The 24,403-nt window shown below is 62.2% G+C and carries 26 protein-coding genes and 3 tRNA genes; 16 read left to right on the top strand and 13 right to left on the bottom strand.

Features of this window, described 5'->3' with window-relative positions; translation table 11 throughout:
• Nucleotides 1-154 precede the first annotated feature (154 nt).
• Complete coding sequence (locus J2Y48_RS00710) at nucleotides 155-364, top strand: hypothetical protein (RefSeq protein ID WP_310411185.1); 210 nt, start codon at nucleotides 155-157, stop codon at nucleotides 362-364.
• A gap of 72 nt (nucleotides 365-436) precedes the next feature.
• Here the strand turns inward: J2Y48_RS00710 and J2Y48_RS00705 are convergent.
• The 10 genes from J2Y48_RS00705 to J2Y48_RS00660 form a co-directional block, all read right to left on the bottom strand.
• Nucleotides 437-512, bottom strand: a tRNA-Phe gene (locus J2Y48_RS00705).
• Between the two features lie 173 nt (nucleotides 513-685).
• On the bottom strand, nucleotides 686-892 hold the full coding sequence (yacG, locus tag J2Y48_RS00700) for a DNA gyrase inhibitor YacG (RefSeq protein ID WP_310411183.1): 207 nt from the start codon (nucleotides 890-892) through the stop codon (nucleotides 686-688).
• A 4-nt stretch (nucleotides 893-896) separates the two neighbouring features.
• On the bottom strand, nucleotides 897-1,517 hold the full coding sequence (locus J2Y48_RS00695; protein ID WP_310411179.1) for a Maf-like protein: 621 nt from the start codon (nucleotides 1,515-1,517) through the stop codon (nucleotides 897-899).
• A gap of 52 nt (nucleotides 1,518-1,569) precedes the next feature.
• The gene (gene infA / locus J2Y48_RS00690; RefSeq protein WP_004435948.1) at nucleotides 1,570-1,788 is read right to left on the bottom strand and encodes a translation initiation factor IF-1; all 219 of its coding nucleotides are present in this window, start codon (nucleotides 1,786-1,788) and stop codon (nucleotides 1,570-1,572) included.
• Nucleotides 1,789-1,927: 139 nt separating this feature from the next.
• Complete coding sequence (locus J2Y48_RS00685; protein ID WP_310411176.1) at nucleotides 1,928-2,401, bottom strand: low molecular weight phosphatase family protein; 474 nt, start codon at nucleotides 2,399-2,401, stop codon at nucleotides 1,928-1,930.
• Nucleotides 2,402-2,406: 5 nt separating this feature from the next.
• Nucleotides 2,407-2,874, bottom strand: coding sequence for a UPF0262 family protein (locus J2Y48_RS00680; protein WP_310411173.1), 468 nt, complete (start codon nucleotides 2,872-2,874; stop codon nucleotides 2,407-2,409).
• A gap of 17 nt (nucleotides 2,875-2,891) precedes the next feature.
• Nucleotides 2,892-4,190, bottom strand: coding sequence for a histidinol dehydrogenase (gene hisD / locus J2Y48_RS00675; RefSeq protein WP_310411170.1), 1,299 nt, complete (start codon nucleotides 4,188-4,190; stop codon nucleotides 2,892-2,894).
• 104 nt (nucleotides 4,191-4,294) lie between these two features.
• On the bottom strand, nucleotides 4,295-4,732 hold the full coding sequence (locus tag J2Y48_RS00670) for a DUF2948 family protein (RefSeq protein ID WP_310411167.1): 438 nt from the start codon (nucleotides 4,730-4,732) through the stop codon (nucleotides 4,295-4,297).
• A 206-nt stretch (nucleotides 4,733-4,938) separates the two neighbouring features.
• Entirely contained in the window at nucleotides 4,939-6,231 is a 1,293-nt protein-coding gene (gene murA, locus J2Y48_RS00665; RefSeq protein ID WP_310411164.1) for a UDP-N-acetylglucosamine 1-carboxyvinyltransferase, read from the bottom strand.
• A 339-nt stretch (nucleotides 6,232-6,570) separates the two neighbouring features.
• A complete protein-coding gene (locus J2Y48_RS00660; protein ID WP_310411161.1) occupies nucleotides 6,571-6,807 on the bottom strand; it encodes a hypothetical protein in 237 nt (78 codons plus the stop codon).
• A gap of 156 nt (nucleotides 6,808-6,963) precedes the next feature.
• Here J2Y48_RS00660 and J2Y48_RS00655 point away from each other — a divergent pair.
• The 4 genes from J2Y48_RS00655 (at nucleotide 6,964) to J2Y48_RS00640 (ending at nucleotide 8,639) form a co-directional block, all read left to right on the top strand.
• Nucleotides 6,964-7,038 (top strand) — tRNA-Thr (locus J2Y48_RS00655).
• A 320-nt stretch (nucleotides 7,039-7,358) separates the two neighbouring features.
• Entirely contained in the window at nucleotides 7,359-7,706 is a 348-nt protein-coding gene (locus J2Y48_RS00650) for a hypothetical protein (protein WP_310411159.1), read from the top strand.
• A gap of 34 nt (nucleotides 7,707-7,740) precedes the next feature.
• Entirely contained in the window at nucleotides 7,741-8,142 is a 402-nt protein-coding gene (locus J2Y48_RS00645) for a hypothetical protein (RefSeq protein ID WP_310411156.1), read from the top strand.
• A 421-nt stretch (nucleotides 8,143-8,563) separates the two neighbouring features.
• Nucleotides 8,564-8,639, top strand: a tRNA-Ala gene (locus J2Y48_RS00640).
• 308 nt (nucleotides 8,640-8,947) lie between these two features.
• Here the strand turns inward: J2Y48_RS00640 and J2Y48_RS00635 are convergent.
• The 3 genes from J2Y48_RS00635 to J2Y48_RS00625 form a co-directional block, all read right to left on the bottom strand.
• Complete coding sequence (locus tag J2Y48_RS00635; RefSeq protein WP_310411153.1) at nucleotides 8,948-10,045, bottom strand: acyltransferase; 1,098 nt, start codon at nucleotides 10,043-10,045, stop codon at nucleotides 8,948-8,950.
• A 550-nt stretch (nucleotides 10,046-10,595) separates the two neighbouring features.
• Nucleotides 10,596-12,878: a methyl-accepting chemotaxis protein gene (locus J2Y48_RS00630; protein WP_310411152.1), complete on the bottom strand. Its 2,283-nt coding sequence runs from the start codon at nucleotides 12,876-12,878 to the stop codon at nucleotides 10,596-10,598.
• Nucleotides 12,879-13,084: 206 nt separating this feature from the next.
• Entirely contained in the window at nucleotides 13,085-13,339 is a 255-nt protein-coding gene (locus J2Y48_RS00625) for a GlsB/YeaQ/YmgE family stress response membrane protein (protein WP_310411149.1), read from the bottom strand.
• A gap of 240 nt (nucleotides 13,340-13,579) precedes the next feature.
• Between J2Y48_RS00625 and pncB the strand changes: the two genes are divergently transcribed.
• The 11 genes from pncB to J2Y48_RS00570 all read left to right on the top strand — a co-directional run bounded on the left by pncB (nucleotide 13,580) and on the right by J2Y48_RS00570 (nucleotide 24,153).
• Nucleotides 13,580-14,884: a nicotinate phosphoribosyltransferase gene (gene pncB / locus J2Y48_RS00620; protein ID WP_310412677.1), complete on the top strand. Its 1,305-nt coding sequence runs from the start codon at nucleotides 13,580-13,582 to the stop codon at nucleotides 14,882-14,884.
• Between the two features lie 766 nt (nucleotides 14,885-15,650).
• Complete coding sequence (locus J2Y48_RS00615; RefSeq protein ID WP_310412674.1) at nucleotides 15,651-17,234, top strand: globin-coupled sensor protein; 1,584 nt, start codon at nucleotides 15,651-15,653, stop codon at nucleotides 17,232-17,234.
• Nucleotides 17,235-17,350: 116 nt separating this feature from the next.
• Entirely contained in the window at nucleotides 17,351-17,650 is a 300-nt protein-coding gene (locus tag J2Y48_RS00610) for an STAS domain-containing protein (protein WP_310411146.1), read from the top strand.
• Entirely contained in the window at nucleotides 17,647-18,012 is a 366-nt protein-coding gene (gene cheY1, locus J2Y48_RS00605; RefSeq protein ID WP_310411144.1) for a chemotaxis response regulator CheY1, read from the top strand. Before J2Y48_RS00610 ends, cheY1 begins: the two co-directional genes overlap by 4 nt.
• A gap of 16 nt (nucleotides 18,013-18,028) precedes the next feature.
• Nucleotides 18,029-20,314: a chemotaxis protein CheA gene (locus J2Y48_RS00600; protein WP_310411140.1), complete on the top strand. Its 2,286-nt coding sequence runs from the start codon at nucleotides 18,029-18,031 to the stop codon at nucleotides 20,312-20,314.
• Between the two features lie 4 nt (nucleotides 20,315-20,318).
• A complete protein-coding gene (locus J2Y48_RS00595) occupies nucleotides 20,319-20,783 on the top strand; it encodes a chemotaxis protein CheW (protein WP_310411137.1) in 465 nt (154 codons plus the stop codon).
• Entirely contained in the window at nucleotides 20,780-21,682 is a 903-nt protein-coding gene (cheR, locus tag J2Y48_RS00590; protein WP_310411134.1) for a protein-glutamate O-methyltransferase CheR, read from the top strand. The genes J2Y48_RS00595 and cheR overlap by 4 nt, the downstream gene beginning before the upstream one ends.
• Nucleotides 21,679-22,737, top strand: coding sequence for a protein-glutamate O-methylesterase CheB (gene cheB, locus J2Y48_RS00585; protein ID WP_310411131.1), 1,059 nt, complete (start codon nucleotides 21,679-21,681; stop codon nucleotides 22,735-22,737). The genes cheR and cheB overlap by 4 nt, the downstream gene beginning before the upstream one ends.
• Nucleotides 22,737-23,126, top strand: a complete 390-nt coding sequence (locus tag J2Y48_RS00580; RefSeq protein ID WP_310411129.1) for a response regulator — start codon at nucleotides 22,737-22,739, stop codon at nucleotides 23,124-23,126. Before cheB ends, J2Y48_RS00580 begins: the two co-directional genes overlap by 1 nt.
• Nucleotides 23,123-23,677, top strand: a complete 555-nt coding sequence (gene cheD / locus J2Y48_RS00575) for a chemoreceptor glutamine deamidase CheD (protein ID WP_310411127.1) — start codon at nucleotides 23,123-23,125, stop codon at nucleotides 23,675-23,677. The genes J2Y48_RS00580 and cheD overlap by 4 nt, the downstream gene beginning before the upstream one ends.
• A gap of 83 nt (nucleotides 23,678-23,760) precedes the next feature.
• Nucleotides 23,761-24,153 carry a hypothetical protein gene (locus J2Y48_RS00570; RefSeq protein ID WP_310411124.1) on the top strand — a complete coding sequence of 131 codons (393 nt, stop codon included), beginning with the start codon at nucleotides 23,761-23,763 and terminating at the stop codon, nucleotides 24,151-24,153.
• Nucleotides 24,154-24,403 lie beyond the last annotated feature (250 nt).

Raw genomic sequence — 24,403 nt, 5'->3', positions numbered from 1 at the left:
GAAGCCTGAACAATTCCCGGTAGAAAGGCGCACAGTGGCGGGGCAACGGGCGTCACACATGGCTCTGGCAATGCGGTCACGCCTCCGCGGGAGATGGCGGGTATTCCGTCCTCCCCTCCGTGTCGCAATCCTCGCCCACGTCGTGGATTGGCAGATGGCCGTTCCCGCCAGCCACTCCCGAACGATCAGTGCGATCGTATACTCGCGACCCAACGGGATGATCTGCCACTTCCGTCCCTCGACGATCGAGGGCGTGCATCTCAAGGCCGAGATGATGCTGCAGGCACTGTTCATCGTCGAATGCGAGAACGATGACTATTTCACCCAGGCCGAACGGATCAGTGGCTTCCTACCACCGGATTGATGGTAGACGGCGAGGGTGCAACGGTCGCGCTTTTTGCTATGAGGCTGAAAAACAGGGATCTTTGAAAGCAAATGGTGCCCGGAGGCGGATTTGAACCACCGACACGCGGATTTTCAATCCGCTGCTCTACCAACTGAGCTATCCGGGCATCCTTGCTGGCTTCCTTTGGAAGCCGTGGGGCGGTTGGTTTCGCCCCGGAAGCGAGCGGGGTTATAGCATCTTGCTCGACGGTGTCCAGCCCCCTCGGATGATTTTCGCTGGAAAAAACGGATAAAGACAAGCTGCGGAAATAATTGAATTTTCCGCCGCGATGTGCAGCCCTTACTCGTCCTCGTCAGGCTTTCTCTCGTCTTCGCTGGCGGGAATGGCATAGGAGCCCGACAGCCAGCGGTTCAGGTCGATGCTGCGGCACCTGTCCGAGCAAAAGGGATAATGTTCCCGCGTCGACGACCGGCCACATTCGGGGCAGGGACGGCTCTTGCGCAATGGGGCGACCTTGGCGGTCGGCTTTTCCTTGTTTGCCGGCATTCTCTCAGGCCTCGGACCAACGCCTGTGGATGTCGTAGCCCTCGCCCGAAAGAAGCGACAGCGTCTCTTGCAGCGGCAGGCCGACAACGTTGGTATAGGAGCCGACCAGCTTGACGACGAAGCTGCCGGCGATCCCCTGGATGGCATAGCCGCCCGCCTTGCCACGCCACTGGCCGGAGGCGAGATAGTTCTCGATATCGAGCCCCGAGAGGCGCTTGAAGCGGACTTTCGTATCGACGATGCGCTGGCGGACTTTCCTGTCCGGCGTGACCAGGCAGATGCCGGTGAAGACGCGGTGGCTTCGGCCGGAAAGCAGATGCAGCGCGCTCGACGCCTCGTCGACCATCTCGGCCTTGGGCAGGATGCGCCGCCCGACCGCCACGACCGTATCGGCCGCCAGGATATAGCTGCCCTCCGCGCCCGGATCGCCCTTGATGGCGGCCAGTGCCGCTTCGGCCTTGCCGGTGCTCAGGCGCCGTGCCAGGGAACGCGGATGCTCGGATTTCTTCGGCGTCTCGTCGAGGTCCATCGGCATCAGACGCGCAGGTTCGATACCAACTTGCGCCAGAAGCTCGACGCGGCGCGGCGAACCGGATGCCAGGATGAGCTTTTCGTCCAATGCCATGAAACCTCGAAGGAGCCTGACCCCAACGCCGGTGGCGCCGGGAGCGATGTGCTTATTTGAAACGGTAGGTGATGCGGCCCTTGGTGAGGTCGTAGGGGGTCATTTCGACAAGGACCTTGTCGCCGGCAAGCACGCGGATGCGGTTCTTGCGCATGCGGCCGGCCGTGTGCGCGATGATCTCGTGCTCGTTCTCGAGCTTGACGCGGAAAGTGGCGTTCGGCAGCAGTTCCGTCACGACGCCGGGAAATTCTAGGACTTCTTCTTTGGCCATACTGTGGTGATGATCCTTCGTTGATGGGCCGCACAATGCAGCCCCTCGGAATTTTGCCGGAAACTACACAATCGGTGGTCCTTTGTGAACACCAATGATTCGGCTTTCTGCAATTGCGCGCGCAACAGGCCATCTTTGCCTATGAAGGTGTGGCCATGCCGTTGCCCAGATGACGTCCAATCAATGATGCTAGGTGGTTCCGAACGTCCCGATAGGCCGTCAGGATCTGGTCGCGCGTACCCGTCACCACGGTGGGATCAGGGGTCGGCCAGTAAACCACCTCTACCGCATTGGACCGGGTCAGTTCCAGCGCGGCGTGATGGGCTTCTGGTGCCAGCGTGACGATCAGATCGAAATAGTCGTCCTCAAGTTCTTCGAGCGCGCGGGGCGCGTGGCGCTCGATCGAAAGCCCGATCTCGTCGAGGACGGCATCGACGAACGGATCGCGCTCGCCCGGCCGGATGCCGGCCGATGCCACGTAGGTGCCCAACGGCAGGACGCTGCGGGCAATCGCCTCGGCCATTGGCGAGCGCACCGCGTTCATGCGGCACATGAAGAGGAGCGACCTGGGGCTGCGCGTCACGTCCTGTCCCTGCGCGGTGCCGCCGATCATCTCGCCTACCCGCGCCAATAGAGCACGCAGACGAGCGTAAACAGCCGCCGCGCCGTGTCGAAATCCAGTTTTATCTTGCCGGAAAGGCGATCCATCAGCGTCTGCGATCCGTCGTTGTGGATGCCGCGACGGCCCATGTCGATCGCCTCGATCTGGCTCGGGGTGGCTGATCGGATCGCCTGGTAGTAACTCTCGCAGATCAGGAAGTAGTCCTTGACGATCCGCCGGAAGGGGGTGAGGGAGAGGATGTGCGTCGCGACCCTCCCGCCGTCCTCGGTGGTGATGGCAAAGATAAGCTTCGAGTCCATCAGCGACAATTGCAGCCGGTACGGCCCGCCCGAGTGGCCGACGGGCTCGAAAGCATTCTCCTCGATCAGATCGAAGATCGCCACCGCCCGCTCATGCTCGACGTCCGGTGTGGCACGGCCGATCGTCTCGTCCAGCACCACGTCGCACAGGCGGAATACGGGCATTTTCGTCATCCCCGTCGTCAACCTCCCGGATTGAGGCGGATGGCGACGGACCGTGCATGCGCGCCAAGCCCTTCTGCCTCGGCCAGCGTGATGGCGGCGGGGCCGAGTGTGCGGAGCTGGTCCGGGCCGAGCCGGAGGATCGAGGTGCGCTTCATGTAGTCGAGCACCGTAAGCCCGGAGGAGAAGCGCGCCGAGCGCGCGGTCGGCAATACGTGGTTCGAGCCGCCGACATAGTCGCCGATGACTTCGGGGGTATGGCGGCCGACGAAGATTGCGCCCGCATTGCGGATTTTCGGCACGAAGGCCTCGGCGTCCCCGGTGGCGATCTCCAGGTGTTCGGCGGCGATCCGGTTGGCCAACGGTATGGCCTTTTCCAGATCGGGCACAAGGATGATCGCGCCGAAGTCGCGCCAGCTCGCCTCGGCGGTCTCGGCGCGCGGGAGCGTTTTCAATTGGCGCGCCACCGCGGCCTCGACCGCGTCGGCGAGGTCCGCGCTATCGGTGACCAGAATCGATTGGGCGCCGCGATCGTGTTCGGCCTGGGCCAGAAGGTCCGCGGCCAGCCAGTCGGGATCGTTCTCGCCATCGGCAATCACCAGGACCTCCGAGGGGCCGGCAATCATGTCGATGCCGACCGTGCCGAACACCTGACGCTTGGCGGCGGCGACGAAGGCGTTGCCGGGGCCGGTGATCTTGGCGACCGGTTCGATCGTCTCGGTGCCGTAGGCGAGCGCCGCCACGGCCTGCGCCCCGCCGATGCGATAGATCTCGTCGATGCCGGCAATGCGGGCGGCCGCCAGCACCACCGGATTGATCGCGCCCTCCTTCGCCGGGACGACCATGACGATGCGCGGCACGCCGGCCACCTTGGCCGGAACCGCGTTCATCAGCACCGAGCTCGGATAGCTCGCCGTGCCGCCCGGAACGTACAGGCCCACCGCATCGATCGCCGTCCAGCGCGAGCCGAGTCCGACACCGATCTCGTCTTCGTAGATGTCGTCCTTCGGAAGTTGCCGGGCGTGGTGCTTCTCGATGCGAGCCGCCGCCAGCTCAAGCGCCGCCACAAGTTCGGCAGGCGTCTCGCGATACGCCTTTTCGATCTCATCAGCGCTGACGCGCATCGGGGTGACGTTGAAATCGAGGCCATCGAAGCGCAGCGAATAGGCGGCGAGCGCCTTATCGCCGTTGTCGCGCACATCCTCGATGATGGCGCGGACGGTGGCGTTCACATCTTCCGAAACTTCGCGCTTGGTGGTCAAAAAGGCGGCAAACCGCGCTTCAAAGTCACCGTCGCCATAATCAAGCCTGATCGCCACTTTCTAAATTCCCTGTCCTTGCGGGCTCAGCCCGTTGAGCGTGCCCCGCGGCCTTTGCGGGCGGGTCGCATCGTCGTTGAGCAACATCGCGAACCTTTTTTGCTCTAGCCCGCTGGATGGCGCGGTTTCAAGCTGGTTTCCCACGCCCCGCCGGTATCCGCAAGCTGACTTTCTATGCATTCCACCTCGAGTGCGATGGAGGCGTCGCCGGACATCAGGAATTCAACCGTGCCTTCGGGACCGTCTGCCGACGGCGCAAAGCGGATCGCCAGCAGGGACAGCACCGCATCGCGATCGTTGCGGTCGATGCCGATCGATCGGACCGCCCGCACCCGCTTGAACGCAACCAGCGCGCGGCGGCGCTGAAAACCCTTGCGCCGCTCGCCGGCCTTTTCCCAGACGAAGCGGTTGACGGCGACGGAGAAAACGCCGTGACCGGCATCCCAGCTGATGTCGTCCGTCTTGAATACGGCATCCTGCAGGTGCGCCGAAACGACGGCGAGATCCTCCGCATCCAGCGCCAGCAACTTCAGACTGTCCATAGCGTTCCTTCCAGGCGGCCGCGTTGCATAACCGCTGCTTCGGGGCGGCTTCCGCCTCGCTCCCGAAGCCGGCCTCAGTAGTGGCAACGGTTGAGGGAAAGGCGAGGGGGCCGCCTGTTTTCCTGTTCAGGAAATAGGACGGGCGGCAGGCAAGCGCAACCGCCGACCCGCTGAATGACGCTCGGGTCGGCGTCGAAACGTGATGATCAATCGCTGACGCGCTCGACGGAGGCGCCGCAGCGGCGGAGCTTTTCCTCCAGCCGCTCGAAGCCGCGGTCGAGATGGTAGACGCGCGAAACCATCGTCTCGCCCTCGGCGGCGAGGCCCGCGATCACCAGCGAGACCGAGGCGCGCAGGTCCGTCGCCATGACGGGAGCGCCGCGCAGGCGCTCGACGCCCTCGATTTTCGCAGTCTGGCCGGAAAGCGAAATCTTTGCGCCAAGGCGGGCCAGTTCCTGCACGTGCATGAAGCGGTTCTCGAAGATCGTCTCGGTAATGTGCGAGACGCCGGTCGATTTCGTCATCAGCCCCATGAACTGGGCCTGCAGGTCGGTCGGGAAGCCCGGATAGGGATCGGTGACGATGTCGACCGGCTTGATGCCGCCGCCGTTGCGCACGACGCGGATGCCGCTTTCGGTCGAGGTGATTTCGGCGCCGGTGCGGCGGATTGCTTCCAGTGCCGTCGAAAGCAGTCCTGCCTCGGTGCCTTCCAGCAAAACGTCGCCGCCGGTCATGGCGACGGCCATGGCATAGGTGCCGGTTTCGATGCGGTCGGGCAGCACGCGATGGCGTGCACCGGAGAGGGCTGTGACCCCTTCGATGGTGATCGTGCTGGTGCCGGCGCCGGTGATCTTCGCACCCATCGCATTCAGGCACTTGGCAAGATCTTGCACTTCGGGTTCGCGCGCGGCGTTGCCGATCACGGTCGTGCCGCGGGCAAGGGTTGCCGCCATCAGCATCACGTGCGTCGCGCCGACGGAAACCTTGGGGAAGGTGTAATGCGCGCCGATCAGCCCGCCGTCGGGCGCGGTGGCGTCGACATAGCCGCCGTCGATCTCGATCTTGGCGCCGAGCGCGGCCAGCGCTTCGATGAAGAGGTCGACCGGGCGCGTGCCGATCGCACAGCCGCCGGGCAGGGAAACGCGTGCGTGGCCTTCCCGCGCCAGAAGCGGACCGATAACCCAGAAGCTCGCCCGCATCCGTGAGACCAGCTCGTAGGGGGCGGTCGTGTCGACGATCTGCCGGGAGGTGAAGTGGATGGTGCGCGAATAGCCTTCGCTCTGGCGCTCGCGGCGGCCATTGACGGAAATGTCGGCGCCGTGATTGCCGAGAATGCGGATCAGCTGCTCGACGTCGGCCAGGTGGGGCACGTTTTCCAGCGTCAGCGTATCGTCCGTCAGGAGCGAGGCGATCATCAGCGGGAGCGCTGCATTCTTGGCGCCCGAAATCGGGATCACGCCCTTGAGCTCGTTGCCGCCTACAATCCTGATACGATCCATGTGTCCCTACGGGCCCGCGCCCGCCTTTCTCAAACTAGCGGCTCTTGGAGGAAGGCGCCTCTTTAGAGCATCGTCGCAAAAAAATGAAGTCCACCGCATTGGCGCGGGCGTGGAAGTATTGGTGCTGGGCCGATCCTGTCCCTGGGATTGCGTTTCAGCCCTTCTCGATGCCGCACGCAACAATTCAGCTCGAATATCGATGACGTCCCCTGGCGCCAGGATTGGCGCTGTTCAACCTGAAGCGCGTCGCGATCTTCCAGATTCGCTTGGCACGCTTGGGGCCTTGTTCTCTCGCATGTCTTTGTCCCGAAACCGGTTCCCACTTTTGGGAGACATGCTTTAGTTCTCTGATTCGTCCGTTTTTGCGGCAGGCAGGCCTTCGGTCTCGTCGGCTGCCCCTTCGCGGCGGGCACGGGCCTGCTGTTTGCGGCGGGAGAGATTGTCGCGCAATGTCTTTGCCAGCCGCGCCTTGCGCTCCTCGGCACGTGCCCGCACCGCTTCGCTTTCCGGCGCCTGCGGCTTTGCCCTGCGTCCGCCGTCGGCCCTGGCGCCGTTTGTGTCGTCTTCGCTTTGCATGGGCTATCGATAGCGCGAATCCGCCCCGCGCAAAAGCGCGATGGCGTTTTCCAGAATTTGTTGTCCCGATCACGCGTTTGCGGCTTGCATAGGGGGTGAGACTGTGGCAATAGGCGCCTCGCTTGACGCGAACGCAGCCACACTGCTTCGCCGGATGCTGCTATAGCTCAGGGGTAGAGCACTCCCTTGGTAAGGGAGAGGCCGAGAGTTCAAATCTCTCTAGCAGCACCATTCTTTCTGCCATGATTTCAGAAAGTTACGGTTTTTCAGGCTATTGAGATGCCTCCGGTTATGTACAGCGGGCATGTACATGGTGCTTCCTCTGGTCAATCCCACAAAGTCCAAAGACGACGTCTATTACTTCATCCAGCGCGTTCCCTCGTTTTATCGCCCCAGTGCCGCATAACGGGGGACGACAAGGCGCGCCCAAAGAGTGCCCAGTCATTACCTGATCGCTAACCACGACGGAAACATTTCCGGGACCGAGTTGTGCCGCGCTAACCACCTCGAATAGTGGTTGCAGTAGCTTTTGCATGAAGGTGTGCTGTCCCTTGGCGGAGGTTGATTTGGAGAGGGTTGCCGTAATCTTGATCGGAGCGATGTTAGCTGTCGCCGGTGTGCTGTTCCGCCCGCTGTGGCAATCCGAGTGGGGGCCATACGTTTTCATCTTCCTCCTGTGGCTTTCAACGTCGATTGCCTGCGGTTGGGGCGGCAAAGGTAAGCCGTACTCCCTGAGTTTCGGTTTGGTTGTTGGGGCCGGTGCTGCCATTGTGATGCTGGTTACACTTTTCACAAACCCCTACCTCGCCATCGGTGTGGGAGCTGGCCTTGTTCATATCGGGTTCAAGTCAGGGTTCTTTGACCGTCGAGCCGAACAGCTAAAGTCCAATCAGGACTAACAGATTACGTGGCTGTACCCGCCGGAGTGATGGAATGTGGAAATTTTTCTCTGTTTTGACCATCGTGATGACATTCTACGGCGTGAGCTTGACGAATGACGAACCCGTAACGTTCGAGAAGATTATTGGGAACGGCATGGCGTTGTTGTCATGCTATGTAATTTTTGGATACGCCTTTAAGAAGAATGTATTGCCAAGGAAAACGGCAAAGACATTCGCTTGGTTGTTTAGTGGCTACCTGATCGTAACGAACTTGGTGTTCATAGCCAGATTGTATGAGAAGTACTCCACCGCAGATACTCCGCTGTGGGCCGCAGTGGTGGCATTCGTGATTGGCGCTGGCATTAACTACATCGAATGGTTGGCTGTTTGGCGCTACGGTAATGACGAGATCGATACCTCAGCACAGGTTGCTTGGGACCGCCCCCGGCCATGAGGGCTAATTCCGAAACAGGTCGCCTAGAAACAGGTCGCCTATGGGGCAACGACTATTTCGCGGCTAGATACCGGCAGCGGCAGCATCACGGCCTCCACGTACCTGCGCTTCTTGGCCTCCGAGGCCCCTCAGAGGAGACCTTGAGCGTGATCTTGCGGCAGCACCATTCTCCTCAATTCTCCTCGACAGAATTCAACTTGTTAGAGCCGCTCTGATGCGCGACATCCTGAAGGATCGCCGGGGCACCGGTTGCCCCGGCTTTTCCATGACGTTCATCCTGCAGTGACATCCGTGATACCTCGGCTGCGGACAACGCTTGATCGACATGATGAACGCGCTTCTGCGTTGCGAGTTCCAGTGGCCATTAGACTTTCCTCCGCATTGTCACGGGCGTGTTCTGGTGCTCTACTGCAGATGTCGTGGGGCCGTAGCTCAGCTGGGAGAGCGCCGCAATCGCACTGCGGAGGTCGGCGGTTCGATCCCGCTCGGCTCCACCAAGACCGGATGGCATGGCCCAGGACGAGCGGCGCCGGCCTCCGCGCGGCGGCCCTCGGGCTTCAGCACAATGGTGGCCTCTAGGTCGACAGGGCTTGCAGCGAATCCCGGGCTCTGCCCGGTCCTCTGACGCTGCCGGCGGATGCGGTCAGGCCACGATGGCCGCGGTCCTGATCTCATCTCTGGGACGTTGTAGTGACGCAAAGGCGCGATGCGGGGAACCGCGCGGTTTTGACTTAAGACTGCGCGGAAGGCGACCCGAAACGTCCGGGTGACGCGCGCAAAACACGCACATTCCGTCTTCTCTGCCTCATGGCGAGCGCTGTAGGCTGCCCGCTTGGGGAGCCGGCAGTCTGCCATGGCTGCCGCGCCGAAACGAGGTCTCTACAAAGACATAGGATGCGATCGAGACGCAAAACGACAGAATCGACGCCAGCACGACGCTCCACCAGTGATCAAGGCCCAAATGCACATCCACCAAGTAGAAAATGGGAAAATGCCAGAGGTAGAGCCCGTAGGAAATCATGCCAACACCGACCAAGGCCGGTCGCGTCAAGCACCATCGAACCAAGCCGGTGGAATGAATGGAAATAATGATCAGAAGTGATGTGGACACGATAATGGTGAGCCACGCAGCCTGGAGAGAGATAGACTTTGGATCGGCGGCGGAGACGATCGCCAGCGCACTGAGGGCGACAAGAGCTGCTATGTCAGCCATGGGTTGAGGGGCGGAAGGCATTTGCAGCGTGCCCTTGAGGCGGATGAGGGCGAGCAAGGCTCCGCATATCAGCATTTCGAACCCTCCGAGGCTTGCGAGCAGATTCTCGCCTTGCGGCGACGGCTCGCGGCGAAGGGTGACCACGATGCCAAAGACCAAGATCAAGATGAGGGCACCGGCCGCTCTGCCGGCAAGTTGCGGGGCCAGACCGGGCCGCCGGCTGGCAATCCACAGCAGTAGCGCTGGCCAGAAGAGGTAGAATTGCTCTTCGATCGACAGCGTCCAGGTATGATGCAGCATGCCAAGGCCCTTGTCCGGGTTCAGGACCAGCATCCAGTTCGTAAAATAGAACACACTGGCAAGCGCACCGCGTAGCGTGCCCCAGCCCGGGACAAAAAAAAGTGCGATCGAGCAAAAGGCCAGCGCAAGCACATAAGCTGGCAGCAGACGTCGCACACGCCGGATGTAAAAATTCCTCAGCGAGAAGCGCCCCGTATTCCCGATCTCCGTCATGATCAAAGTGGTGATCAAGAAACCGCTGAGTACAAAAAAGACGCCCACCCCCACGATGCCTGTCCGGAAGCCGTCAACTCGCCCATGAAACAGCAAAACCTGCAGGACCGCTAATCCGCGTAGGCCGTCCAGCGCAGGCTGATAGCCCAAGGGCCTGACAATTTGGGCGGTTTGCATGAATTTTCCCGTCAGCGTGAGGGTGCGCTAGTCGCTCAGGGAGTGTCAGTCGTATATGCTGCAATGGTCAATTACGACAAAAGACGGACGCCAACGTCTTCGTTCTCGCAAAGCGTTCAAAATATTTATGTCGATGCATTTCTCCGGCTTTATTCCAAGGCATTCGCCCCAGCTACTGCGTCTCCGAGACATCGGACTTCCTGCGCTCGGAGGGCGCCGCGTCAAGCATGGACATCGGGTTGGCTGCGCGGCTTCATCGGAACCTTCGCTGTCGACGCCGACCGTTCACAGCGCCGGCCGTTCTGATCACCGGAGCGGTCAAGAGCATGCCGGAGGACGGGAGGCCCGCCTCGATCGCAACGATCATCCCGGAAGATGGCCAGGTTTCTATCAAGCTCGGCCGGGTCGCAACTCAGGCTCCCGGTCATCCCCGCCCAGTTAAAGGCTTGGGGTGCGGTCTCGCGCAACAGGCTTCAGGTCACGACGCATGCAGGCCGCCCCGAAATGCCGCCTGCATGATCAGAGATGCGAGCCGAGCACCGGGATGGGCTCAGAACCGCTCCCAGCTTTCCTGGCGTGCCAGGGCCAAATTGCCGTGGCTGGCATAGGCAACCGCTGTTTGCCGCTTCGGCGCTGGCTGTGGCGGGGAGGCAAGTGTGCTCGAGCTTGCATACGCACCGTCCCCCCGCCTTGTTGGCTGGTCGTCGAGGCGGAAGTTGGCGAGGAGTGTCGAGAGATTTTCGCTTTCCTTGGCGAGCGCCACGCCGGCTGCGCTCATCTCCTCGACCATGGCGGCGTTCTGCTGTGTCGTCTGGTCCATCTGGTTGACGGCCGTATTGACCTGCTCGAGCCCGAGAGATTGCTCCTGCGCGGCCAGCGCTATTCCGTCCATATGCGCGTTGACGACCTGCACGAGTTGCGCAATCGCGTCGAGCCCTTCGCCCGTGTCGCTGACCAGGCGGACGCCCTCGCTGACCGCCGTCGCCGAATTGCCGATCAGCCGCTTGATTTCCTTTGCAGCATTTGCCGAGCGTTGCGCGAGTTCCCGCACCTCCTGGGCGACGACGGCAAAGCCCTTGCCCGCTTCGCCGGCGCGGGCGGCCTCGACCCCCGCGTTCAACGCCAGCAGGTTGGTCTGGAAGGCAATCTCGTCGATCACCCCGATGATCTGGCTGATCTGCTTGGAGGACGCTTCGATCTTTTCCATGGCGACGATCGCGGTGCGCACGATGTCGCTCGAGTGATCGGCCTTTGCCCGGGCATCGCGCACGACGTCGCGTGCTTCCGTCGCCCGTTTCGAGGTCGCCGCGACGTTGGCCGTGATCTGCTCGAGTGCTGCCGCCGTCTCTTCCAGGGATGCGGCCTGCTGCTCGGTCCGGTACGACAGGTCGTCGGCGGCAGTGGATGCTTCCCGAGACCCGTCGGTCACCGCTGATACCGAGTCCCCGACGCTTTGCAGCGCGTCCCGCAACTGCCTGACCGCGCTGTTGAAGTCCATCCGCAGGGATTCGAATTGCGATGCCAGCGGCTCATGCAACTCGCAAAGCACATCGCCTGCCGCCAGACGCTTCATGCTGGCCGCGAAGGTGCTTGTCGCTTGAACCAGGTGCGCCTCTGCCTCGGCCTCGGCGGCACGCTGCATTTCCGCCCTTTCGCCTTCCGCCCGCGCCCGGGCCGATGCCTCGGCCGCTTCTAGTTCACGGTTACGGATGGCGGCTTGCCGGAACACCTCGACAGCGCGCTCCATGTCGCCGACCTCGTCCTTGCGCCCGGAAACAGCCGGAACAGCATCGATCTCGCCGCTCGCAAGCCGGGTCATGGCCTCAACCAGCCGGCCGATCGGGCGCACGACGCTCATGGCGATCAGCGCGGAAAATGCGAGCATCGCGGCACCGCCGACAATGCCGGCACCGGCGATGATGATCAGGTCCCGGAGCGCGCTTTCGGCGTTTCGGTCTGCAAGGGCGCGGGTTTCCGTCAGGCTTTCATTTTCGATCTGTTTCAGCGTATCGATGCGCTTGGTTGCCGTAGCGAACCAACGGCTGCTGTCGAGACCGTCCAGTTCGGCGTTCTCGCCGTTGGCAATGATGCGAGAACGCATCTCGGCAACGTCTTTCAAGACTGGAGACAACATGGCCTGGAATTGCGTGCGCTCGTTTTCGCCGATGGCGGAGTAAAACACATCGATGAGCGCATCCTGGCGGCCCTGCATGGATGCAAACTGGCCAAATCGCTCCGCATCGACGCGCCGGGCGGTGATGAAGCTGTTGCCCAGTGCGCGTTCCTGACCGGCGTATTCCTTGGCTTGCATCAACTGGACATAACCGGCCATGCGCCGCGAAAGCTCGCCGTCCGCCCCGATGTCCGTCGCAGCTTTCGTCAGCCCGATCGTCGTTTCGATCACCCCGCTATAGGTCTTTATGGCCACGCTTCCGCTTGCCGTGAACCCGTCGACGGAGCGCCGCAGGTCGGCGATCTGAGCCAGGCGCTCGCCTACATCGCGGGTCGCCGACGACGCTTCCTGGCTGGCGGCAGCACCGCCGAAGGTTTTGATCGCGCTATCGGTTGCGATACGGGCGTTGCGAAGCTCGGAGGCGTTTTTCGCGCCCTTGGAGCCAATGAAGCCGGCGGTGAGCCCCCGCTCGACCTGCAGGGCATGCACGAGGTCGCTCATCTGCGTCAGTTGTTCGCTGACCACGACGATCTGGTGCATGTCGTGGTAGGCGCTCCACCTGTCGGAAACTTGAGCCGCGGCAAGATAACCCGCGGCAGCCAGCGGCAGCACCACGGCAGCCAGAAGCCGCTTGCTGATGGACACATCGACCAGTCTCATAGGAATTACTCCGGGAACTCTGGCCTCATGCCGTCAGCAAATGTGCGGATCATGCACTGCGATAGTCTGGACGATCTGCCGCAGGCTTTCTTTGTCGGATGTCAAATATCTCCGCTGTTCAGCGCCGCAGGAGGGGGTCAGCGGCCGCGAGCCCGCTTGCCGCCGATACATTGCGGTCGATGGGTTGCTGTGCCGGTGCTGACCTTTCAGGCCTGCTTCAAGATCCTGATCAGCACGAGGAAAATCACGGCGCCAATCGTGGCGTGGACGATCGCCCAGAGGATGCCGCCGCCGACCGCAAGCCCGAGCTTGGGGAACAGGTAGCCGGCAATGAAGGCACCGACGATGCCGACGACCATGTTGCCGACGAGGCCGAAGCCATAGCCGGAGACGACGAGGCCGGCCAGCCATCCTGCGATCGCGCCGACGATGAGAAAGACAATGATGCTTTCGATACCCATGGATGCGCCTCCGGAGAGAGATTGTTGAGCATCGCCAGCATTGATTGAGGTTGGCGTGATTACAAGAGCGTATCATTTTACAGTCCCGCCCGCGTTATACTTGCTCAGGTCGCAGCAGCAGTCTTGCGGGAGGCATAAAAGGCGTGCCATGAGTGCGTTGCAGCGGTAGGCGCAACTGCCGGCAGTCTCGATCAGCTGCGATAGATCGAGACTGGAATGAGTGCAGCGAGGTTCGATTTCATGACCAAGACGGATATTGCCCGTCGCGTGTACGACAATGCCTGGAAGCTCGACCCGATCGTGCGCAGCCTGCTGGACACGGACTTCTACAAGCTGCTGATGCTGCAGATGATCTGGAAACTTTATCCGGACGTCGACGCGACCTTCTCGCTGATCAACCGGACCAAGACCGTACGCCTTGCCGACGAGATCGATGAGCAGGAGCTGCGCGATCAGCTCGACTACGCCCGAACCATCCGCTTCACCAAGAAGGAGATGATCTGGCTTGCCGGCAACACCTTCTACGGCAAGAAGCAGATCTTTTCGCCGGAGTTTCTCGCCTGGCTCGCCGACTTCCAGCTGCCGGAATACCAGCTGTCGCGGAAGGACGGCCAATATGAGCTGACCTTCGCTGGGCGCTGGTCGCATACGACGATGTGGGAGATCCCGGCGCTCGCAATCATCAACGAATTGCGTTCGCGCACTGCGATGAGGGGTATGGGCCCGTTTGCGCTCGACGTGCTCTATGCGCGGGCGAAGGCGAAGATGTGGTCGAAGGTCGAGCAGCTTCGCGCCCACCCGGATCTGCGCATCTCCGATTTCGGCACCCGCCGGCGGCATTCTTTCCTGTGGCAGCGCTGGTGCGTTGAATCGCTCAAGGAGGGGATCGGCTCGTCCTTCTCCGGCACCAGCAATGTGCTCCTGGCAATGGACACTGATCTGGAGGCACTCGGCACGAATGCGCATGAACTGCCGATGGTGGCGGCGGCATTGACGAAGACCGACGCCGAACTGGCCGAGGCGCCCTACAAGGTGTTGCAGGACTGGAACCGGCTCTATGGCGGCAATCTGCTGATTGTCTTGCCGGATTCCTTCGGCACGGCGGCCTTCCTGAAGAACGCGCCGGACTGGGTCGCAGACTGGACGGGGTTCCGGCCCGACAGTGCGCCGCCGATCGAGGGCGGCGAGAAGATCATCGCCTGGTGGAAGGCGAAGGGGCGTGATCCGCGCGACAAGCTTCTGATCTTCTCCGATGGACTGGATGTCGACACGATCATCAGGACCTACGAGCACTTCAAGGGCCGCGTGCGCATGAGCTTTGGCTGGGGCACCAATCTCACCAACGACTTTGTCGGCTGCGCGCCGCAGCCGTTCCGCGGCCTCGATCCGATCTCCGTCGTTTGCAAGGTTCGCGACGCTAACGGGCGGCCGGCGGTGAAGCTGTCCGACAATCCGAAGAAGGCGACCGGCGATCCGGCGGAGGTGCAGCGCTACCTGAAGTTCTTCGGGACGGAGGATTTCGTCGAACAGACGGTGAGGGTCTGAACTCGTTTCTCCGGAAGGGGCAGGGTCACTGAACCGACCCGCGTGCCTTGGCTTGAAGAAGCGGTCGTTCTATTTCCTGTCCGTGACGCAGCCAGGCGCGGTGCCGACTGCCCGCAGCCGTACACAGATCGTCAGGTGATCGTGGAAATCAGAATATCGCGGCTGCCCGGGCGGGCTGTCGGCCATCGATATCGATAAGCGCGGCCACGGCTGCGAGGGTTGCGATAGTCAGAAACACTGCACTCAACAATAGAACAATCATTGCTCGTTCCCAGAGGACGTCATCGTCTCGAATCCGCTTATAGCAATGGAACGTTGCTTATACCTTGACGTTTTCGAGTTTGGTGCCGCCAGACTAAGCGAAATTCCGCGATATCGTGGCCGATTGGCCGCATCGATCGGCGCCAATCGGCCCAATCCGCCATTCTCTGCGGCTTTGTACGGTACAGAACATAGCGATGGATCCGTCCATTAACCTTCAGGCAAGGAATTAACCATAAACATGAACCACGCGTCGGAATGGGAAATTGGACCATTTCCCACTCAGGCATGATGCCGTACCGCCCGTACCGGTTTCGACCCGGTATCAAGCTTCACCGAATTTCACCATGGACCGGCGAACGGCTGTCATCAGGCTCGCTTGCTGGAGCAATGCGGCTTACGGCGTCGCACAATCGTTGCCGGCCCGCATGGGAGAAATTCATCGGCTCGGCTCGGGAAACCGGCCGGCGAACTGCATTGCGCATGGGGACAACAAGTGCAGGAGATGCCAGCAGAACAGGCTCAGACGGCGCAGGCGGCAAGCCTTCGCGACCGCCTGAGATTCGCTGGCCTGGAGCCCTCCCAGGGGGAGATCCTACGCGCCCATCGCCAGACGCTCGAACGTCACGTCGAGATGGCGCTCCGCGATCTCTTCCAGCGTTTCCAGACCTTTCCCGATGCCACCCGCCATTTCCAGAGCGAGCGTGCGATCGATCGCCTGCATGACCTTCACGCCTCCCACTGGAGCGTTCTCACCGACGCGCGGTTCGACAGTCTCTATGCCGAGCGGGTGAAGGTCCTGGCCGACGTGGAAAGCCAGATGGGGCTGGACCCGCGGTGGCGAATGTCCGGCCACGCGGTCGTGCTCGAACATGTCATCGACGGGCTGGTCGCAGAATATTGGCCGAAGCCCATCCTGCCCGGCGCAAAGGCTAGCCGGCGGCAGGAACTGACCGAACTACTGACGGCCTTTATCCGCACCGCGCTGGTCGACGCGGAGATCGGCGTGTCGCTGCGCTTCAACGAACTGCGCCACAATCACCACCGCGCGATGGGCGAACAGCGGCAGGCTGACCATGGCGCGCTCGAGGGCGCGTTCGGCGATGTCATCCGCAGCCTCGCCAATCTCGACCTTACGCACAGGGCAGGCGAACAGATGCCGGACGCCTGGCGCGAGCTTGGCGGAATGCTGAACGCCGCGCTTGACGATGCACAGCGGCACCTTGGCGCGGCGTCCGACAGCGCCGAAGCTGCGGACACCCAGGTTCAGACCCTCTCCGCGCAGACGGAGCGGCTCGCCGAGCGATCGGCATCGCAATCGGCCGAACTTGTCGAAACGGTCGGCTCACTTGCAGCAATCACCGATCGGCTGAAAGCAACGCTTGCCGAAACACGCAAGGCCGAAACGGCCGTTCAGGCCACGCGGGTGGCGGCCGAGCAAAGCGGCCGCATCGTCGGCGAAGCGAAGTCGGCGATGGCCGATATCGAGGCCTCGGCCGAAAAGATCGGCCAGATCATCGGCGTCATCGACGAGATCGCCTTCCAGACGAACCTGCTGGCGCTCAACGCCGGGATCGAAGCGGCGCGGGCCGGCGACAGCGGCAGGGGCTTTGCCGTGGTCGCACAGGAAGTGCGCGCCCTGGCGCAGCGCTCGGCGGATGCCGCACGTGAAATCAAGCAACTCGTGACGGGCACGAAAGCGCAGGTCGAGGCCGGCGTCGACCGTGTCAACCGAACCCAGAACGCGATCGGTGGCATCGTGCACCAGGTCGTCGAAATCAATGACGCCGTCACAGGCATTGCCATGCAGAGCGGCGAGGATGTCACATCGCTCGACGGTGTGGCCGGTGAACTTGGCAGGATTGGCGCGCAGGCGCGCGCCGATGCCGAGTTTGCCACCGGTGTCGGCCAGAACGGCGCCGATTTGCACGCCGTCATTCTCGAACTCGGTCAGACGATCCGACAGTTCCACATCGGCCGACAGTCGGCAGCGGGCAGCACTGCGCGGGTCGTCGATGCGGCGGAGGAAGCGCGTCTCGTGCCGGTGCCACCGGTTCCGGCCTTCCGCGCTGCCGGGCGTGGAGGCTGAGCATGTGTGGGGATCGCCATTGTCCGCCGAGCATGGCCGGCGTCGGTCGGTGTCCGGCCAGAACGGCCACTCTAGCAAACACTCAATGCGGTCAGCCGCAGACAAGGAACGACGTGATGGCGAGCAAGAAGGCCACTCAGAAAAGCCTGAGCCTGGCACCGGTGCTGGATCTCAACGAGGCGACTGCGCTTTGCGACAAGCTGATGGCGCTGAAGGGTAGCGACCTGGCGATCGACGCATCCGCTGTCGAACGCATCGGCGCACTTTGCGCCCAGGTGCTGATGGCAGGGGCGAAGACCTGGGAAGCCGACAGCCGTGCCTACACTTTCACCAGGGCGTCGGAGCCGTTCCTGAAGACGATGCAGTTGATCGGCGTCGACATTGAACACCTGCTGGCCAAGGAGACTCAGCAATGAAAAAGAAGGTCCTGACCGTGGATGATTCACGGACGATCCGGAACATGCTTCTGGTGACGCTCAACAATGCCGGATTCGAGACAATCCAGGCGGAGGACGGCGTCGAAGGGCTTGAAGTTCTGGATCAGGCCAATCCCGATGTGATCGTCACCGACATCAACATGCCGCGTCTCGACGGTTTCGGCTTCATCGAGGGCGTTCGCCGCAACGAGAAATACCGCGCCATTCCGATCCTCGTCCTGACAACGGAAAGCGATGCCGAAAAGAAGAACCGTGCCCGTCAGGCCGGTGCCACCGGCTGGATCGTCAAGCCGTTCGACCCCACCAAGTTGATCGACGCAATCGAGCGCGTAACCGCCTAAATCGAGGTCCTTCCCGATGGATATGAACGAAATCAAGGAGATTTTCTTCCAGGAGTGCGAGGAGCAGCTCGCCGAACTGGAATCCGGTCTCTTGAAGCTGAACGACGGCGATCGCGATCCGGAGACGGTCAATGCCGTTTTCCGCGCGGTGCATTCGATCAAGGGCGGCGCCGGTGCGTTCGGCCTGGATGATCTCGTGTCGTTCGCCCACGTGTTCGAAACCACGCTCGATTGCGTTCGATCCAACAAGCTCGATCCGAACCAGGACGTGCTGAAGGTCATGCTGAAGTCGGCCGACGTGCTGGCCGACCTCGTCAGTGCTTCGCGCGATGGTGGCGGCGTCGATGCGGCCAGGAGCAAGCAACTGATCGGCGAACTGGAAGCGCTGGCAAAGGGCGAGACGCCCGCGGCGAGCGAAGCCCCCGCAGCGAAGCCGGCGCCGACCCCAACGGTTGCGCCCGCACCGGTCGCCGCCGCACCCGTCAACGATGAAGGTTTCCAGCCGATCCCGTTCTCCTTCGACGACTTCGACGATGAAGAGGAGCCGGTCAAACCGTACGTTCCGACCTGCGAGGTCAGTTTCCGGCCAAAGCGTGAGCTCTACGCCAAGGGCAACGAGGCGGCGCTGCTTCTGCGTGATCTCTCCCGCCTCGGTGAGATGAGCATCCATTGCGACATGGCGAGCCTGCCGCTGCTTCAGGACATGAACCCGGAAGAGGCCTATTTCTCGTGGACGATCTCGATCTCGACGGAGAAGGGCGAGGACGGCGTTCGTTCCGTCTTCGAGTTTGCCGAATGGGATTGCGATCTCGAAGTCCGCACCATCGAGGACGAGGGGGAGGCAGCCGCAGACGACGAAGAGCTGCCGATGCAGCCTGTTCCGTTCGATCTCTCGATCCTTGACGATGGTACCGACGACGCTGAGAGCGCGCACGAGGAGCCGTCCACGACATCGGATATTGCTGCTGTTGAAACGGCAAGCAATATTCTCCAACTGGTAAGCGCTCGCGTCGACGCCGCCAAGGAGGAGCCGCGTGCGGCAACGCAGCAGAATGCGAGCCAGGCAGCAGCGGCCTCCGCATCGTCGGCCGCTGCCGCTCCCACCATCCGCGTCGACCTCGACCGCGTCGATCGCCTTATCAACCTAGTCGGCGAGCTCGTCATCAACCAGGCGATGCTGTCCCAGAGCGTGATCGAGAACGACAATACCGGCGTTTCCTCGATCAACATGGGGCTCGAGGAACTGCAGCAACTGACGCGCGAGATCCAGGATTCGGTGATGGCGATCCGGGCGCAGCCGGTGAAGCCGGTGTTCCAGCGCATGTCTCGAATCGTCCGCGAAATCGCCGACGTTACCGGCAAGTCGGTTCGCCTCATCACCGAGGGCGAGAACACCGAAGTGGACAAGACCGTCATCGATAAGCTCGCCGAGCCGCTGACGCACATGATCCGCAACGCCGTCGACCATGGGCTTGAAACGCCCGAGAAGCGCATTGCCGCCGGCAAGAACCCGGAAGGCACGGTACGTCTCACCGCCAAGCATCGTTCGGGGCGCATTGTCATCGAGCTGGCCGACGACGGCGGCGGCATCAACCGCGAGAGGGTGCGCCAGAAGGCCATCGACAACGACCTGATTGCGGCAGACGCCAACCTGTCGGACGAAGAGATCGACAACCTGATCTTCCACGCCGGCTTTTCGACGGCCGACAAGATCTCCGACATTTCCGGCCGCGGTGTCGGCATGGATGTGGTCAAGCGCTCGATCCAGGCGCTCGGCGGCCGCATCTCGATTTCGTCCAAGCCGGGACAAGGCTCCGTCTTCACGATGAGCCTACCGCTGACGCTGGCAGTCCTCGACGGGATGGTCGTCACGGTCGCCGGACAGACGCTGGTCGTGCCGCTGACGGCGATCGTCGAGACGCTGCAACCGGAGGCCTCCGCCATCCATTCGTTCGGTGCCAGCCAGCGGCTGATCTCGATCCGCAACTCGTTCTGCCCACTGGTGGACGTCGGCCGGATCCTGAACTTCCGCTCCGCTCGCGCAAACCCGGTCGAAGGTGTTGCCCTTCTCGTCGAGTCGGAAGGGGGCGGGCAGCGGGCGCTCATGGTCGATGCCATCCAGGGCCAGCGCCAGGTCGTCATCAAGAGCCTGGAGGCCAACTACTCGCACGTGCCGGGCATCGCCGCGGCGACGATTCTCGGCGACGGGCGCGTGGCGCTCATCCTCGACGTGGACGCCGTCGTTGCAGCATCGCGGGGGCAATCCCTGAGCCAGGAAATGTCGCTTGCAGCAGCCGGGTAACGAAATGACGTATGCAGCCAAGGCATTGACGCAGGGCCGGGAACTCATCGCCTTCCGGATCGGTGATCAGGAGTTCTCCGTGAACATCATGTCGGTGCGGGAGATCCGCGGCTGGACGCCCGTGACCCCGATGCCGCATGCGCCGCATTACGTGCTCGGCATCATAAACCTGCGCGGTGCAGTGCTGCCGATCATCGACCTGTCGCTCCGGCTCGGCATGAAGCCGGTGGAACCCACTGTCCGTCACGTCATCATCGTCGCCCAGGTCGGCGCAAAGATTGTCGGTCTGCTGGTCGACGCCGTTTCCGACATCCTCACGGTGACGGACGAGAACGTCCAGCCGACGCCGGACATCGCCAGTGAGCTGGAGAAGAACTACGCCCGCGGCATTCTCGCGATCGAAGGCCGGATGATCTGCATGATCGAGCTGGAATCGCTGTTTCCGCAGATTGAAAGTGAAGCCGCATGAAAATGTCGACTGCGTTCGAGCCCAGACTCTCGCCGGACGAATGCCTGGCCAGCGGCGAATACCCGCTGACGCGCCGAGACCTGTCCGAAATCGCCGCGATGATCTACGCGGACGCCGGCATCTACCTGAATGAATCGAAGGCATCGCTCGTCTATTCGCGGCTGTCGAAGCACATCCGCAATCTCGGGCTGAAGGGTTTCCGGGAATATTGCGACCTGGTGTCGTCGCCAGCGGGTGCCGCGGTACGGCGCGAGATGCTGTCGCATCTGACGACGAACTTTACCCGCTTCTTCCGCGAGAACCACCATTTCGAGCATCTAAAGGGCGAGGTCCTGCCGGAGTTGATCGCTCGCGCCAAAGCTGGTGGCCGCGTGCGGATCTGGTCGGCCGCCTGTTCGGACGGGCAGGAGCCTTATTCCGTCGCCCTGACCGTGCTGTCGCTGCTGCCGAACGCCACGGACTACGATTTCCGGATTCTCGCCACCGACATCGACCCGAAGATCCTGGCCCAGGCGCGCATCGGCGCCTACGACGCGACGGCGCTGGAGACGGTGAACCCGGCGATGCGCAAGCAATACTTCCGCGAGGTCGAGATCGACGGCCGCCAGAAGTGGCAGATCGACGACCGGGTCAAGAAGCTGATCACCTACAACGAGCTCAACCTGATGGCCCAATGGCCGTTCAAGGGGCCGTTCGACGTGATCTTCTGCCGCAACGTCGTGATCTATTTCGACGAGCCGACGCAAATGAAGATCTGGGCGCGATTCTCCGGGATGCTGGCCGAGGGCGGCCATCTCTATATCGGCCACTCCGAGCGCGTGTCTGGTGAGGCCAAGGGCCTGTACGACAACATCGGCATCACCACCTACCGATACATCGGCAAGGGAGCACGCGCATGACCGCCTCAGCCCGCGTGCTTGTCGTAGACGATTCCCCCACCATGCGTGGTCTCATCACGGCCGTCCTGAGCGCGGATCCGGCGATCACCGTCGTCGGCCAGGCCGGCGACGCGATGGAGGCGCGCAACGCCATCAAGCAGCTCAATCCGGACGTGGTCACGCTCGACATCGAGATGCCGAACATGAACGGGCTGGAGTTTCTCGACAAGATCATGCGGCTTCGCCCGATGCCGGTAATCATGGTGTCGACGCTGACGCATCGCGGCGCAGACGCAAGCCTGGCGGCGCTCGAAATCGGCGCCTTCGATTGCGTCGGCAAGCCCCAGCCGGGGGACGCCCGTCCGTTTGGAGACCTTGCTGAAAAGGTGAAGGCTGCCGCCCGCTCGCGGCGTCGCGATATAAAGGTGGAGGCGCCTAGCGCCCCATCGACCGCCACGAGCGCCAGTGCCGCAGCCGCCTATCGAAACGGCCGCAAGATCGTTGCCATCGGCGCGTCAACCGGCGGCGTCGAGGCACTCATTGCCGTCCTGCAGAAGTTCCCCGTGAACTGCCCGCCAACCGTCATTACCCAGCACATGCCGCCCTCCTTCACCAAGAGCTTTGCGGAGCGCCTCAACCGTCTGTGCGCGCCAAGGGTCGAGGAAGCGACCGACGGTGCTCGGCTGGAAATCGGCAAGATCTACCTGGCGCCGGGTGGCGAGCGTCATCTTCAAGTCGTGAATGCGACGGCGCCCTGCTGCCGTCTTCTGGATCGCGACCCGGTCAATGGTCACCGACCTTCGGTCGATGTGCTGTTTGACTCGGTCGCCGAGCTTGCCGGCCGCAATGCCGTGGGCGTCATCCTGACCGGGATGGGGCGCGACGGAGCGGCGGGTCTACTGAAAATGCGTCATGCCGGTGCTCGAACCATTGGCCAGAACGAAAGAACATGCGTCGTATACGGGATGCCCAGAGTGGCATTCGAGCTGGGCGCAGTCGAACACCAGTTTCCGCTCACGTCCATCGGGGAGGAAATTCTGAAGATCACTGCGGCCCGTAGAGAAGGGAGCGAATAATGTCTATCGCTGAAAAAATTAAGGTCCTCATCGTCGACGATCAGGTGACGAGCCGCCTGCTTCTGGGAGACGCGCTCCAGCAGCTCGGCTTCAAGCAGATCACCGCGGCTGGGGATGGCGAGCAGGGCCTGAAGATCATGACCCAGCAGCCGCATCACCTGGTGATCTCCGACTTCAACATGCCGAAGATGGACGGTCTGGTGTTCCTGCAGCACGTCCGCGCCAATCCGGCGACGAAGAAGGCGGCGTTCATCATCCTGACGGCCCAGGGCGATCGCGCACTGGTGCAGAAAGCTGCGGCCCTTGGCGCCAACAACGTGCTCGCCAAGCCCTTCACGATCGAGAAGATGAAGGCGGCCATCGAAGCCGTGTTCGGGGCACTAAAATGAGCACCGATGCCGGGACGCGCCGCGTCCACGTGATACAGGGCGAATACAAGGTGGTGAGCGAGCCGGACGTCGTGCTGACGACAATCTTGGGATCCTGCGTCGCCGCCTGCCTGCGCGACCCGGTGACCGGTGTCGGTGGCATGAACCATTTCCTCCTCCCCGGATCGGCGGAGGCGATGGCGTCCGGTGGCGATGCGACCCGGTACGGTGTGCACTTGATGGAACTGCTGATCAACGGTCTTCTGAAGCAAGGCGCCCGGCGCGACCGGCTGGAGGCGAAGATCTTTGGCGGGGCCAGGACGATGGCTCGCTTCTCCAACGTCGGCGAGCAGAACGCGCTCTTCGCCCGGCAGTTCTTGACGGACGAAGGCATCAGGATCGTTGGCGAAAGCACCGGTGGCGAGCATGGGCGAAAGCTCGAGTTCTGGCCGTCGACCGGGCGCGCGCGCCAGCACGCGCTCACCGGCGTCGAGACACAACGTGCCGTCGCTCTGGAACAGCGACCGGTAATGGTGCCGAAACCGGTCGAGAGCTCGATCGAATTCTTCTGAGGCCGCAAGCCGACCTTACGACGCAATGTACAGCCGCAAGATGCGCGCCACGGGCGCTGCCGCTGCGGGAAAGTGGAGACGCCATGAGCCAGTATCCGAGTGAAGCACCCGTCATGGAGGAATCCCTTCCCGCGGTACTGATGCGCGTCGTATCCGAGTTAAATGAAGTTGCCGATCTGGTCGAGAGAATTGAACCGCTGATCGGCGAGTTGCATCCGGAAGCGGGGCAGGACGACGTCGCGGAACGCATGATGGTGTTGCAGGGGATCGATCTGGCCGTTCAGAAGACGCGAGGCCTGGCCGAGTTCATAAGCCAGGTCACCGCCGGCATGCCCGGCGGGTGGGTGGTCGATGTGACGACTGCGCTTAATCTCGTCAAGCTTGCGGACATGCAGAAGGCGCTGGGCAGCGGTGCCGGGGGCCCTGGGCATGCGCAGCCACTCGCCAAGGCCTCCGGAGATTTCGAGGCCTTCTGATTCGCCCCTTCCGCGTCAGGCTTGTGGCACCGCACGTTCCATGATGACGTGCGGTGTTTTGCGTTTTGATGCAAAATTCCCAGAAGCTTCTGATTTGTAATAACGATTTCGATTTTTGCAGATGTCGACGTTCCTGTCCGGACGCCGAAAACGGCCTCTTCCCGCGAAACGTTCGCGCAAGTTTCGCCATCTAGGTTGCGAAGCGGGTCCCTTTGGATCTGCGTAATTCTTGGGGCTGAAGGCGCCGTTG

Origin of the sequence: Mycoplana sp. BE70, assembly GCF_031455855.1 — a bacterium.
Lineage (GTDB): Bacteria > Pseudomonadota > Alphaproteobacteria > Rhizobiales > Rhizobiaceae > Mycoplana.
Note: the sequence above shows the minus strand (reverse complement) of the source record. Positions and strands in the feature narration are given on the sequence as shown.

What these genes read in the sequence shown, in the direction of transcription:
- cheD (WP_310411127.1), top strand. Translation starts at nt 23,123, where the DNA reads ATGAGCACCGATGCCGGGACGCGCCGCGTCCACGTGATACAGGGCGAA.
- J2Y48_RS00680 (WP_310411173.1), bottom strand. Translation starts at nt 2,874, where the DNA reads ATGCCCGTATTCCGCCTGTGCGACGTGGTGCTGGACGAGACGATCGGC.
- J2Y48_RS00710 (WP_310411185.1), top strand. Translation starts at nt 155, where the DNA reads ATGGCCGTTCCCGCCAGCCACTCCCGAACGATCAGTGCGATCGTATAC.
- murA (WP_310411164.1), bottom strand. Translation starts at nt 6,231, where the DNA reads ATGGATCGTATCAGGATTGTAGGCGGCAACGAGCTCAAGGGCGTGATC.
- cheR (WP_310411134.1), top strand. Translation starts at nt 20,780, where the DNA reads ATGAAAATGTCGACTGCGTTCGAGCCCAGACTCTCGCCGGACGAATGC.
- J2Y48_RS00600 (WP_310411140.1), top strand. Translation starts at nt 18,029, where the DNA reads ATGGATATGAACGAAATCAAGGAGATTTTCTTCCAGGAGTGCGAGGAG.
- J2Y48_RS00660 (WP_310411161.1), bottom strand. Translation starts at nt 6,807, where the DNA reads ATGCAAAGCGAAGACGACACAAACGGCGCCAGGGCCGACGGCGGACGC.
- J2Y48_RS00610 (WP_310411146.1), top strand. Translation starts at nt 17,351, where the DNA reads ATGGCGAGCAAGAAGGCCACTCAGAAAAGCCTGAGCCTGGCACCGGTG.
- J2Y48_RS00615 (WP_310412674.1), top strand. Translation starts at nt 15,651, where the DNA reads ATGCCAGCAGAACAGGCTCAGACGGCGCAGGCGGCAAGCCTTCGCGAC.
- cheY1 (WP_310411144.1), top strand. Translation starts at nt 17,647, where the DNA reads ATGAAAAAGAAGGTCCTGACCGTGGATGATTCACGGACGATCCGGAAC.
- J2Y48_RS00580 (WP_310411129.1), top strand. Translation starts at nt 22,737, where the DNA reads ATGTCTATCGCTGAAAAAATTAAGGTCCTCATCGTCGACGATCAGGTG.
- J2Y48_RS00630 (WP_310411152.1), bottom strand. Translation starts at nt 12,878, where the DNA reads ATGAGACTGGTCGATGTGTCCATCAGCAAGCGGCTTCTGGCTGCCGTG.
- yacG (WP_310411183.1), bottom strand. Translation starts at nt 892, where the DNA reads ATGCCGGCAAACAAGGAAAAGCCGACCGCCAAGGTCGCCCCATTGCGC.
- infA (WP_004435948.1), bottom strand. Translation starts at nt 1,788, where the DNA reads ATGGCCAAAGAAGAAGTCCTAGAATTTCCCGGCGTCGTGACGGAACTG.
- J2Y48_RS00595 (WP_310411137.1), top strand. Translation starts at nt 20,319, where the DNA reads ATGACGTATGCAGCCAAGGCATTGACGCAGGGCCGGGAACTCATCGCC.
- pncB (WP_310412677.1), top strand. Translation starts at nt 13,580, where the DNA reads ATGACCAAGACGGATATTGCCCGTCGCGTGTACGACAATGCCTGGAAG.
- J2Y48_RS00670 (WP_310411167.1), bottom strand. Translation starts at nt 4,732, where the DNA reads ATGGACAGTCTGAAGTTGCTGGCGCTGGATGCGGAGGATCTCGCCGTC.
- J2Y48_RS00685 (WP_310411176.1), bottom strand. Translation starts at nt 2,401, where the DNA reads ATGATCGGCGGCACCGCGCAGGGACAGGACGTGACGCGCAGCCCCAGG.
- cheB (WP_310411131.1), top strand. Translation starts at nt 21,679, where the DNA reads ATGACCGCCTCAGCCCGCGTGCTTGTCGTAGACGATTCCCCCACCATG.
- J2Y48_RS00635 (WP_310411153.1), bottom strand. Translation starts at nt 10,045, where the DNA reads ATGCAAACCGCCCAAATTGTCAGGCCCTTGGGCTATCAGCCTGCGCTG.
- J2Y48_RS00625 (WP_310411149.1), bottom strand. Translation starts at nt 13,339, where the DNA reads ATGGGTATCGAAAGCATCATTGTCTTTCTCATCGTCGGCGCGATCGCA.
- J2Y48_RS00695 (WP_310411179.1), bottom strand. Translation starts at nt 1,517, where the DNA reads ATGGCATTGGACGAAAAGCTCATCCTGGCATCCGGTTCGCCGCGCCGC.
- J2Y48_RS00645 (WP_310411156.1), top strand. Translation starts at nt 7,741, where the DNA reads ATGTGGAAATTTTTCTCTGTTTTGACCATCGTGATGACATTCTACGGC.
- J2Y48_RS00570 (WP_310411124.1), top strand. Translation starts at nt 23,761, where the DNA reads ATGAGCCAGTATCCGAGTGAAGCACCCGTCATGGAGGAATCCCTTCCC.